At 69.9% G+C, this 10,500-nt stretch carries 13 protein-coding genes; 9 read left to right on the forward strand and 4 right to left on the reverse strand.

Features of this window, described 5'->3' with window-relative positions; translation table 11 throughout:
- Positions 1-88: 88 nt before the first annotated feature.
- A complete protein-coding gene (locus tag GAS53_RS53580) occupies positions 89-1,003 on the reverse strand; it encodes a diacylglycerol kinase family protein (RefSeq protein ID WP_151485098.1) in 915 nt (304 codons plus the stop codon).
- A 190-nt stretch (positions 1,004-1,193) separates the two neighbouring features.
- Between GAS53_RS53580 and GAS53_RS53585 the strand changes: the two genes are divergently transcribed.
- The 6 genes from GAS53_RS53585 (at position 1,194) to GAS53_RS53610 (ending at position 5,026) form a co-directional block, all read left to right on the forward strand.
- Positions 1,194-2,477 (forward strand): adenylosuccinate synthase, encoded by a 1,284-nt coding sequence (locus tag GAS53_RS53585; RefSeq protein ID WP_151485099.1) that lies wholly within the window; start codon positions 1,194-1,196, stop codon positions 2,475-2,477.
- A gap of 211 nt (positions 2,478-2,688) precedes the next feature.
- The gene (locus tag GAS53_RS53590) at positions 2,689-2,979 is read left to right on the forward strand and encodes a hypothetical protein (protein ID WP_151485100.1); all 291 of its coding nucleotides are present in this window, start codon (positions 2,689-2,691) and stop codon (positions 2,977-2,979) included.
- Positions 2,980-3,170: 191 nt separating this feature from the next.
- Positions 3,171-3,509, forward strand: coding sequence for a hypothetical protein (locus tag GAS53_RS53595; protein WP_151485101.1), 339 nt, complete (start codon positions 3,171-3,173; stop codon positions 3,507-3,509).
- Positions 3,510-3,627: 118 nt separating this feature from the next.
- Positions 3,628-3,894 (forward strand): cupin domain-containing protein, encoded by a 267-nt coding sequence (locus tag GAS53_RS53600; protein ID WP_225859703.1) that lies wholly within the window; start codon positions 3,628-3,630, stop codon positions 3,892-3,894.
- Complete coding sequence (locus GAS53_RS53605) at positions 3,891-4,352, forward strand: PIN domain-containing protein (protein WP_151485103.1); 462 nt, start codon at positions 3,891-3,893, stop codon at positions 4,350-4,352. Before GAS53_RS53600 ends, GAS53_RS53605 begins: the two co-directional genes overlap by 4 nt.
- A gap of 290 nt (positions 4,353-4,642) precedes the next feature.
- Positions 4,643-5,026: a hypothetical protein gene (locus tag GAS53_RS53610; protein ID WP_225859704.1), complete on the forward strand. Its 384-nt coding sequence runs from the start codon at positions 4,643-4,645 to the stop codon at positions 5,024-5,026.
- Here the strand turns inward: GAS53_RS53610 and GAS53_RS53615 are convergent, their stop codons facing one another.
- From GAS53_RS53615 to GAS53_RS53625, 3 genes are all read right to left on the reverse strand, one after another.
- On the reverse strand, positions 5,027-5,677 hold the full coding sequence (locus GAS53_RS53615; protein WP_151485104.1) for a hypothetical protein: 651 nt from the start codon (positions 5,675-5,677) through the stop codon (positions 5,027-5,029). It lies immediately after the preceding gene.
- A gap of 131 nt (positions 5,678-5,808) precedes the next feature.
- Entirely contained in the window at positions 5,809-6,546 is a 738-nt protein-coding gene (locus GAS53_RS53620; protein WP_151485105.1) for a GntR family transcriptional regulator, read from the reverse strand.
- Positions 6,547-6,655: 109 nt separating this feature from the next.
- Entirely contained in the window at positions 6,656-8,023 is a 1,368-nt protein-coding gene (locus GAS53_RS53625; RefSeq protein WP_151485106.1) for an aspartate aminotransferase family protein, read from the reverse strand.
- A gap of 223 nt (positions 8,024-8,246) precedes the next feature.
- On the opposite strand from GAS53_RS53625, the gene GAS53_RS53630 reads away from it, so the two are divergent.
- The 3 genes from GAS53_RS53630 to GAS53_RS53640 all read left to right on the forward strand — a co-directional run.
- A complete protein-coding gene (locus GAS53_RS53630; RefSeq protein ID WP_151485110.1) occupies positions 8,247-8,849 on the forward strand; it encodes a type 1 glutamine amidotransferase family protein in 603 nt (200 codons plus the stop codon).
- The gene (locus GAS53_RS53635) at positions 8,846-9,373 is read left to right on the forward strand and encodes a MarR family winged helix-turn-helix transcriptional regulator (protein ID WP_151485107.1); all 528 of its coding nucleotides are present in this window, start codon (positions 8,846-8,848) and stop codon (positions 9,371-9,373) included. Before GAS53_RS53630 ends, GAS53_RS53635 begins: the two co-directional genes overlap by 4 nt.
- 78 nt (positions 9,374-9,451) lie before the next feature.
- Positions 9,452-10,500 (forward strand): serine/threonine-protein kinase (locus tag GAS53_RS53640; protein WP_151485108.1); only part of this gene is annotated, 1,049 nt, incomplete at its 3' end.

Consider the following 10,500-nt stretch of genomic DNA (forward strand, 5'->3'; position numbering starts at 1 on the left):
GGGGGGGGGGGGGGGGGCCCCCCCCCCCCCCGGGATGGGACGGGTAGGGGCGGCGGGGGCGAGGAAAACCCACCCCGCACCCCACCCCTCACCCCGGCAACGTAAGCCCCCAAGCCCCCTCCCGCACCATCCACGTCCGCGTGCGTACCGGACCCCCGACCACCGCGTCCGCCCGGTAGCGGAAGTCCGATCCCGAAACGGTGATCATCCGGGCCACGGCCTCCAGAGGCGCGGCCTCCGCGCCCACGGACGCGGGACGGATCTCGACTCGTGCGCCCCCCGAACCGTCCGGCGTGATCGATACCGCCGCAACCGGCTGGTCCAGGTCGACAAGGGTCTTGCCGTCGACCTCGACCCGCAGCCGGGCCGGCCCGGGCGCGGAAGGGGCCGCCACCCGGGCAGGCCGGGCAGCGAGGGTGCGTACCAGGGACTGGCAGGTACGGAGCCAGTGGTGGTGGTGATGGTGCTCGCCGTCCTCCGAAGAACCCGCCGAGCCAGATCCAGACCCGGAGCCCGAGCCGGATCCGGAGCCCAGGCCCGCACCCCTACCCGTACCGTTCAGCGGCGGAATCCGAAGCGTCCCCAGCACCACCCCGTCACTGTCGTCCACCAGCAGATCGAGCCGCCGCTCGGCCCCGTCGAGCACGGCCCGCGCCGCCGCGACGGCACCGGTGGGCACCCCCAGCGCCCGCGCGAGCGACAACGCCCCGCCGCCCATCCCGACCGGCACCATCGACAGCGCACATCCGGCCAGCTCCCGCCGCCGGTGCAAAAGGGACACCGCACGCATCAAGGCCCGGTCGTCCCCGATCACGACAGGCCGCCGGGACCCCCTCCGGGCCAGCGCCCGATCGAATTCCTCGGGCCCGTCCGGAAGGCACACTTTGGTCGTCGCACCCGCGCTGAGCACGTCTTTTGCGATCCGTACCGACTCACCGTCACCGTGTCGGGCGACCGGGTCGATGACCACCAGGAGCTGGTCGGAAGTCGCCACCTCGGTCATGCCTCGCTTCCTCGGGTAGCATCTTTGTGCAAGAGCCCCTTGCGCTATTGCGCCAGGGGCTTCGTCTATTCCGGGGCATCCGGTCCGACGGTCGCGGCCAAAGAAGGTCGCCGGCGTACGCAGCCGTACCAAAACCAGCCGCGTACGTCCCCGACCTTGGACATGCCCCGCCCGGAAGGGGTGTACGCGCGTGCCCGCACTTGTGCTGCTCGGTGCTCAGTGGGGTGACGAAGGCAAGGGAAAGGCCACCGACCTGCTCGGTGGATCCGTGGACTATGTGGTGCGCTACCAGGGCGGCAACAACGCCGGCCATACGGTAGTCGTGGGCGACCAGAAATACGCCCTCCACCTCCTCCCTTCCGGAATCCTCTCGCCGGGGTGCACCCCGGTCATCGGTAACGGAGTCGTCGTCGACCCGTCGGTCCTGTTCTCCGAGCTGAACGGACTGAACGAGCGAGGCGTCGACACCTCCAAGCTCCTCATCAGCGGAAACGCGCACATCATCACGCCGTACAACGTGACGGTGGACAAGGTGACGGAACGCTTCCTCGGCAAGCGGAAGATCGGCACGACCGGCCGCGGTATCGGCCCGACGTACGCCGACAAGATCAACCGCGTCGGCATCCGTATCCAGGACCTGTACGACGAGTCGATCCTGACGCAGAAGGTCGAGGCGGCCCTCGACGTCAAGAACCAGCTCCTCACCAAGCTCTACAACCGCCGAGCGATCGAAGTGAGCCAGGTCGTCGAGGAGCTCCTGACCTACGCGGAGAGGCTGCGCCCGTACGTCGCCGACACGGTCCTCGTCCTCAACAAGGCGCTCGACGAGGACAAGGTGGTCCTCTTCGAGGGCGGCCAGGGCACGCTCCTCGACATCGACCACGGCACGTACCCCTTCGTGACGTCGTCGAACCCGACCGCGGGCGGCGCCTGCACGGGCGCGGGCGTGGGTCCCACGAAGATCAGCCGGGTCATCGGCATCCTCAAGGCGTACACGACCCGGGTCGGCGCCGGTCCGTTCCCCACCGAGCTCTTCGACGAGGACGGTGAGGCCCTGCGCCGCATCGGCCACGAGCGCGGCGTCACCACCGGCCGTGACCGCCGCTGCGGCTGGTTCGACGCGGTCATCGCCCGCTACGCGACCCGCGTGAACGGCCTGACGGACTTCTTCCTGACGAAGCTCGACGTCCTCACCGGCTGGGAGCAGATCCCGGTCTGCGTCGCGTACGAGATCGACGGCAAGCGCGTCGAGGAACTCCCGTACTCCCAGACCGACTTCCACCACGCCAAGCCGGTCTACGAAATGCTGCCGGGCTGGTCCGAGGACATCAGCAAGGCCAAGACCTTCGCGGACCTTCCGAAGAACGCGCAGGACTACGTGAAGGCGCTGGAGGAGATGTCCGGGGCGCCGATCTCCGCGATCGGAGTCGGTCCCGGCCGCGACGAGACGATCGAGATCAACTCGTTCCTCTGAGTTGAGTCCGTCGGCGGCAGGCCGACAGCTGTTCTGCCTGCCTGCCATTACTCTGCCCGCCTGCCCTCGGCAGGCGGGCAGACATATGTCGGCAGCTCGGTGCACTTTGGAACAAGAGTGGGCGTGCCTCGTATAACGGGCATAGCCTGAAAGGGCAAACGCACCGCGAACGCACGTGTGTCGACTGTCGACGACGAAGAAGGTGAGTGCGATGCGCGTTCTGCTCAAGGCGACGCTGGACACGGAGAAGGGGAACGAAGCGATCCGAAGCGGCAAGATGCCGGAGCTGATCAAGGAGGCCTTGGATCAGATCAAGCCCGAGGCGGCGTACTTCGGGCCCTTGGGAGGCCGGCGTACCATCCTCCTGGTCCTCGACATGAAGGACAGCTCCGATCTGCCTCCCACCGGCGAGCCGTTCTTCAGCCAGTTCAACGCCGAGGTCGAGGTCACCCCGGTCATGAACGGCGAAGACCTCCAGAACGGCCTGGCCAAGCTGCGCTGAACGGATCGACCGCCGAGGTGCCCGATTCACCCCCAGGAGTGAAGAACGCGAACTTCCGCCTGGGAAAAGGGAGTTCCAGCTTGCGTTCGTCGCTCTGAGTGCCCTTAGAGTCACCGGCGGCAAAGCAACGGAGAACGCCCCCGCGGTGCGCCAACACCCGGGGGCTCGACACCAGGAGAACGCAACTCCCGATGCGGATTCATCGTACGACGCCCAGGCGCGCGTTTTCAGGCTTCGCCAACGCCCTCCGCCCCGACCGGAGCGCCACCTGGCGCGCGACGGGCGTACTGACGTACCTCCCGAGCTTCCCGAACGGCGCCCGCGCCGCGCTCCGCTCACTCGCCGAGCACAGCGCCGAAGGGCGGGCCCGGACCCCCGCCGCCCCGCGTGAGCTGGAGGAGTCCCGCTCTCGGCGGCGGGTGGTCCCCGAGAACCGGGAGAGCGGCCAACTCTCCATGGGGTACGAGGCGTTCGACACTCCGTGCGACGCCGGGCCACCGACGGGTGAAGCCGAAAAAATCGGCGCGTAGGCCGCCGAAGACTCCCGGCGGCACGCTCGTGCGGCCGGGTCCCTCAGAGAGAAACGGAGTGTTGATGACCGTCACACTCGTGCGCCCAGAGGTGGTATACCGCCGGTATACTGTGCTCATGGCTGACACCACGATCAAGGTCGACCCCGCCGTCCGAGACCGCCTCCAGGAACTGGCCCGGGAGCGTGGGATCAGCATGCGAGACCTCGTGGCGGAGCTGGCCGGGGCCACTCCCACCAAGGAAGAGCTGCGCAAGCGGTACGAGGAGACCAGGGCGTACGTCGAGGAGCACTTTCTCGGCAGGCCTTACACGGAGGAGGACGAGAAGGCCGGCGAGAAGCTGTGGGCGGACCTCGAGGCCGGACGCATCGGGGAGGTCCAGTGACGGACGCTCGGGACAAGGACCGGTACCCACTGCCACGTGCCGTCATCTTCGACGACACGGCCGCGCTCGCGCTCGGCGCGGGCAACAGCATGGCCTCCAGGCTCGTCGTCGAGGCCGAGAAGGACCCGGCACTGCGGGTCTACATCCCGGCGCTCAGCCTGGCCGCCGCCGAGCGTGAGCGGGCGGGCGTCGCCGAACACGTCGGCGCGCTGCCGTCCGTCAACATCGAAGGGCTCGATTTCGCGGCGGCGAGCGCCGTGGGCAAGCGCCTGCGGACGGCTGCCTCCGCGGACGAGGAACAGGGCGGCAAGGACGAGCCGGACTGGAGCGGCGCCCACGTGCTGCACCTCGCCCTGCCCACTGTCGAGTGGCCTCGCGGCCGCCCGGTCCTGACCAGGACACCCACGCGGTACCGGGGCACGGGCATCCGTACGATCCGCATCGCTGAGCTGAGCTGACGGGGATGGTGCGGGGCCGTGTGCGCCTCGGCCCCGCACCACTTTGGTCGAAGACAATCCGCTGACCCGCACAGGCCGACCCGGCCCCCCCCGGATGCATGATGTAGCGCACTACACCATGCATCCGGGGGGCCGGTCCCTCGTGACGGTGAGCGCGCGACGGGATCGTGGACGGCAGAGATCGCAGGGACCGCAGGGACGGCAGAGATCGCCACCGCCCCACGAAGGGACCAATCCCATGGCCGCGAACCGTCGCCCCGGACGCCGTACCGGCCACCATCGCCACCGCCGTGGCAGCCGTCACGCTGACCGCCGGACTTCTCACCGGCTGCGAAGCCGACGCCGCCGACGCCGCCGACGACTTCGGCAACTCACTGGACTGCCTCCAGAACGCCGACACGATCTCCGACAGTCTCAGGGCGATCCATGAGGCCGGTCTGGACGCGGCGAAGGATCCCACCCGGACCGACGAGTCCATCGACACCATCGAGAAGAACCTCGACAAGATCGATGACAAGGCGGACAAGGACGACGACAAGGTCAACAACACGGTCGACGACCTCAACGAGGCGATCAAGGACTACAACAAGGCCATCCTGGACGGCGACACCAGCCCGGACTCCAGCAAGATCGATGCCGCCGCCGACAAGCTGACGGACGTCTGCACCTCGTGATCAGCTGAAGATGATCATCGACCCCTGCGCCAGACTCCGCGTCGCCGCCGCGTGCAGCCCCAGCCACACATGCCGTTCGCGCGCGAACGGGCTCGCGTCGAAGGGCGCGGGGGCGGCCGGCTCCTCCAACTCGGTGGGAGCCATGGGGGGTTGGGGTGGGAGCGGAGGATTGGCGGGGTCGATGCCGATCGACGGGGCGACGAACTCCAGCTCGCGCAGCAGCGTCTGGGACGAGCCCAACGGGCCGCCACCCGCGAGGAGTTCGTCGTTCGACAGCGGATGCGGGAAGTCCACCGGGACGTACGCGCCCGCGTGGTCGTAGTGCCAGACCAGGTGCGACTGCTGGGCCGTCGTGTCGAACATCTCCAGCAACTGCTCGTAGTCGCCGCCCAGTTCGTCGACCGGCGTCACCGCGAGCCCGCACACCTGCAACAGGTACGCGCGGCGCAGGAAGTGCAGCGCGTCGTAGTCGAAGCCCGCGACCGGCGCCACATCGCCGGAGAGCCCCGGCATGTACGCGTAGACCGGCACCGGCGGAAGTCCGGACTCGCCCAGAACCTTGTCGTAGAGCGCGAGTTCCTCGGCGAAGGGGTTGTCGGGGGTGTGGCACAACACGTCGACGAGCGGGACCAGCCACAGGTCACAGGCCAACAGAGAGCTCCTCGCGTAGGGCGGTGGTCAAGGAAGCGTAATGGGTGGAAGCGCGGTCAGTCCCCGTCGTGCAGGTCGCATACCCCACACTCGCCGACCCCACCGCATGCGATCGCGCCCACCGCCCGCCCTCAGTCCGCCGTCAGCCGCTCGATCAGCGCCAGCGCGTGCGCGTGGTAGGCGGTGACGATCGCGTGCGCGGCCTCGGCGTCGCGGCGTGCGAGGGCGTCCACGAGGGCCGTGTGATCGGCCCACAGCCGGCCGCGCAGGTCCTCGACCCGGCGCAGGTGCTGGACCGCGCACACCCAGGACTGGACGCGCAGCCGGTGCAGGAAGTCGGCGAGGTAGGAGTTGCCGACGAGCCCGCCGAGCTCGCGCCAGAAGCGCAGGTCGTAGCCGATGAGGATGTTCAGGTCACCGGCGGCGGCGGCGCGCTGGGCCTCCTCGCCGCGGCGGCGCACCCCGGCGAGGGCGGCGACGGTGCGCGGGTCGTCGGTGCGGGTGGCCAGGGCCGCGCGGGCGGCCCGGGTGGTGGTGACCGTCTCGTCCATGAGGCCGCGGAAGATGCTGTCCGTGACCAGGCTGCGGGCCTCGATCATGCCCCGGTAGTCGTCCAGCGAGTACTCGTGGACGCGGAATCCGCGGTGCTGGTCCGCGTCCAGGAGGCCCTGGGCCGACAGGTCGACCAGGGCCTCGCGGACCGGGGTCGCGGAGACGCCGTACTGCTCGGCGATCTCCTTGACCGTGAACTCCTGGCCCGGCTGGAGGCGTCCGGCCAGCACCTCGTCGCGGAGCGCGTCCGCGATCTGCTGCCGCAGGGTGCTGCGGGTGACGGCGCCATTGCCGGTGCCGGTGCCGGTGCCGGGCATCGTCCCGTCCTTCCCCGATCGGGTAAGTACTCGCTCATGTCTACGAGCCAGTCACCTTACGCGTTCGGGACCGGGGTGCCCGGATTGCGCCGTACCCCCGTTGTCTCCGTCACACCGTGTGCCGCGCCGTGTGCTCGTCCGCCACGGAGAGCGCCTCGTCGAGCGCGGCCAGACCCTCCTTGGCCTCCGCCTCCGTGATGTTGCACGGGGGCACGACGTGGGTGCGGTTCATGTTGACGAAGGGCCACAGGCCGTGCGCCTTCGCCGCGGCACCGAAGGCCGCCATGGGTGCGTTCGCCTCGCCCGCCGGGTTGTACGGGACGAGGGGCTCGCGGGTCTCCCTGTCCCGTACGAGTTCCAGGGCCCAGAAGACACCCGTGCCCCGCACCTCGCCCACGCTCGGGTGGCGCTCGGCGAGCTCGCGCAGCCCCGGACCGAGGACGGTCTCACCGAGCCGTGCGGCCTGCTCGACGATGCCCTCCTCCTCCATCACGTTGATGGTCGCGACGGCGGCGGCGCAGGCGAGCGGGTGCCCGGAGTAGGTGAGGCCACCGGGGTACGGGCGACGCGCGAAGGTCGCGGCGATCTCCTCCGAGATCGCGACACCGCCGAGCGGCACGTATCCGGAGTTCACGCCTTTCGCGAAGGTCATCAGATCGGGCACGACCCCGAAGTGATCGGCGGCGAACCACTTGCCCGTACGCCCGAAGCCGGCCATGACCTCGTCCAGGACGAAGACGATCCCGTACTGGTCGCAGAGCGCGCGGACGCCCTCCAGGTAGCCCGGCGGCGGCATCATGATCCCCGCGGTCCCCGGGATCGTCTCCAGGATGATCGCGGCGATGGTCGCCGGGCCCTCGAAGGCGATGGTGTCGGCGAGGTGCTGCAGCGCGCGCTCGCACTCCTGCTGCTCGGTCTCGGCGTGGAAGGGGGAGCGGTACAGGAACGGCGCCCAGAAGTGCACGACCCCGGCCGCCCCGCTGTCGTTCGGCCAGCGGCGCGGGTCGCCGGTGAGGTTGATCGCGGTCGCGGTGGCACCGTGGTACGAGCGGTAGGCGCTCAGCACCTTCGGGCGGCCGGTGTGCAGCCTGGCCATGCGCGTGGCGTTCTCGACGGCTTCGGCGCCCCCGTTGGTGAAGAAGATCTTGTCCAGATCCCCGGGCGTCCGCTGGGCGATCAGCCGCGCCGCCTCCGACCGCGCCTCCACGGCGAAGGCCGGCGCGAACGTCGTCAGGTTCGCGGCCTGCTCCTGAATCGCGGCGACGACCTTCGGATGCTGGTAGCCGATGTTCGTGAAGACGAGCCCACTGGTGAAGTCCAGATACCGCTTGCCGTCGTAGTCCCAGAAATACGACCCCTCCGCACCGGCGACGGCGAGCGGGTCTATGAGTTCCTGCGCTGACCAGGAGTGGAATACGTGCGCACGGTCCGCGGCCTTCACGGCGGCGCCGGCCTGGGGGTTGGGCTGAGGGGTCATGCGGCCGAGCGTAGGTGTCCGGGGTGAGGCCGCGACATCGGCGTCCTGTCTGCGGTCCGGCCGGGAACGCGACAGGTTGTCGCGTGTGCGGGCCGGCGCCCGGAGACGCCGCGACCCATGGACCTATTGACAGCATCCTGTCGTAATGACAGCATGCTTACAGAAGCAGAAGCAGAAGCAGAAGCAGAAGCAGAGCAAGCAGGAGCACGACCGAGGAGGAGCCATGACCCGCAAGCCCGTACACCTCGCCGTCTACGACACCCTCGCCGACTGGGAGACCGGTCACACGACCGCGTATCTCGCCCGGTCCGGCTACGAGATCCGGACGGTGGGCGCGTCCCTCGACCCCGTGAAGTCCATCGGCGGGCTGCGGATCCGGCCCGACCTCGCGCTCGACGACCTACGTCCCGAGGACAGCGCGCTACTGATCCTGCCGGGAGCCGATCTGTGGGACACCAGCGACGACCTCGCGCCCTTCGCACGCAAGGCCCGTGAGTTCCTGGAGGCCGATGTGCCCGTGGCCGCGATCTGCGGGGGCACGGCCGGGCTCGCCCGCGAAGGGCTGCTCGACGACCGGGCCCACACCAGTGCCGTGTCCTTCTATCTGGCGGCGACCGGGTACAAGGGCGGCGAGCGGTACGTCGACGCCGACGCCGTGACGGACGGGAAGCTGATCACCGCCGGGCCCACCGAGCCCGTCGCGTTCGCGCGGGAGGTGTTCGGGCTGCTCGGGGTGTACGAGGGCGAGGTGCTCGACGCCTGGTACCGGCTGTTCCACGACTCGGACCCGGAGGCGTACGCCGTACTCGAGGCGGCCGGGCAGTGAGCAGGGAACGTCAGGACCTGTTCAGCCGCAGCGCGCTCGCGGCCTTCCGGCTGAACGGTCAGTTCCTGGGCGTGGCCGAGGAGTTGGCGAAGCCCGCCGGGCTCACGGCCGCCTGGTGGCAGGTGCTCGGGGCCGTACTGAAGGAGCCGCTGCCCGTCTCCGGGATCGCCCGTGTCATGGGCATCACCCGGCAGAGCGTGCAGCGGATCGCCGATCTGCTGGTGATACGCGGGCTCGCGGAGTACGTGCCCAATCCCGCCCACCGCCGCGCCAAGCTGCTCCGCCCGACGGAGGACGGCCGCGCGGCCATCCAGAAGATCATCCCCGGGCACGCGGCCTTCGCGGACCGCCTCGCGGAAACCCTCGGCGAGGCCGAACTGGCCGAAACCGCACGAGTCCTGGAACGGCTGATCGGAGCGATGGAGACGCTCACGAGCGGAGCCACGAGCAGGGCCACGAGCGGGGTCACGAACAGGGTTACGGACACGGTCACAGAAACGGCACCCCCTGTTACGGAACCGTAGACACCGCCCCGGCCACCTCCCCGTTCGGCCGCACTATCCTCAGGCTGTCGCACACGTACGGGGGAGGGCGGCGTACCGATGGAGAAGCTCGGGGCTGGGGATCCGCAGCGGATCGGCGCGTATCGACTGCTGGCGCGGCTGGGCGCGGGCGGCATGGGCCAGGTGTATCTGGCGCGTTCCGACCGTGGGCGGACGGTCGCGGTCAAGCTGGTGCGGCAGGAGCTCGCCGAGCAGGAGGAGTTCCGCGCGCGCTTCCGCCAGGAGGTGCAGGCCGCGCGGCGCGTGGGCGGGTACTGGACGGCGCCGGTGCTCGACGCGGACACCGAGGCGGCGATCCCGTGGGTCGCCACGGGCTATGTGGCCGGGCCCTCGCTCCAGGCTGTCGTCGGGCACGACCACGGCGCGCTGCCGGAGCGTTCCGTACGGATCCTCGCGGCCGGCCTCGCGCACGCGCTGAAGGACATCCACGCGGCCGGGCTGATCCACCGCGACCTCAAGCCGTCGAACGTCCTCGTCACCATCGACGGCCCGCGCGTCATCGACTTCGGCATCGCCCGCGCCCTGGAGACGGTCACCGACGGCGGCCTCACCCGCACCGGCGCGCTCGTCGGCTCACCCGGTTTCATGGCCCCCGAGCAGGTCCGCGGCGACCGCATCACGCCCGCGTGCGACGTCTTCTGCCTGGGCTCGATCCTGTCGTACGCGGCCACGGGGGACCTGCCGTTCGGTACGGCCAACAGCGGGGTGCACGCCCTGATGTTCCGCATCGCCCAGGAGGAGCCGGACCTGGAGGGCGTTCCGGAGGGCATCGCCGACCTCGTCCACCAGTGCCTCCGCAAGGACCCCGCCTCCCGCCCGACCCTCGACGACATCCTGGAACGCACGGGCGCGGAGGACACGGTCGCGGACGGCCGCAGCCGCGATCCCTGGCTGCCGGGGATGCTGGTCGCTCAACTGGGGCGGCATGCGGTGCAGTTGCTGGACACGGAGGATCCGGAGGACCGGGAGTCCTCGGAGGAGGGGTCGGCTGGGGGACCGGAACTGTCTTCGCCCCCGCCGCCCCTACCCGTCCCATCCCCTGGGGCTCCGCCCCAGACCCCGCAACCACTAGCCCGTCCGGCGTTTGA

The sequence above is a fragment of the Streptomyces albicerus genome (assembly GCF_008905045.1).
In the GTDB taxonomy this organism is placed as follows: domain Bacteria; phylum Actinomycetota; class Actinomycetes; order Streptomycetales; family Streptomycetaceae; genus Streptomyces; species Streptomyces albicerus.

Coding starts and splice junctions, on each gene's coding strand:
- GAS53_RS53590 (WP_151485100.1), top strand. CDS start 2,689: ATGCGCGTTCTGCTCAAGGCGACGCTGGACACGGAGAAGGGGAACGAA.
- GAS53_RS53580 (WP_151485098.1), bottom strand. CDS start 1,003: ATGACCGAGGTGGCGACTTCCGACCAGCTCCTGGTGGTCATCGACCCG.
- GAS53_RS53630 (WP_151485110.1), top strand. CDS start 8,247: ATGACCCGCAAGCCCGTACACCTCGCCGTCTACGACACCCTCGCCGAC.
- GAS53_RS53620 (WP_151485105.1), bottom strand. CDS start 6,546: ATGCCCGGCACCGGCACCGGCACCGGCAATGGCGCCGTCACCCGCAGC.
- GAS53_RS53595 (WP_151485101.1), top strand. CDS start 3,171: ATGCGGATTCATCGTACGACGCCCAGGCGCGCGTTTTCAGGCTTCGCC.
- GAS53_RS53600 (WP_225859703.1), top strand. CDS start 3,628: ATGGCTGACACCACGATCAAGGTCGACCCCGCCGTCCGAGACCGCCTC.
- GAS53_RS53625 (WP_151485106.1), bottom strand. CDS start 8,023: ATGACCCCTCAGCCCAACCCCCAGGCCGGCGCCGCCGTGAAGGCCGCG.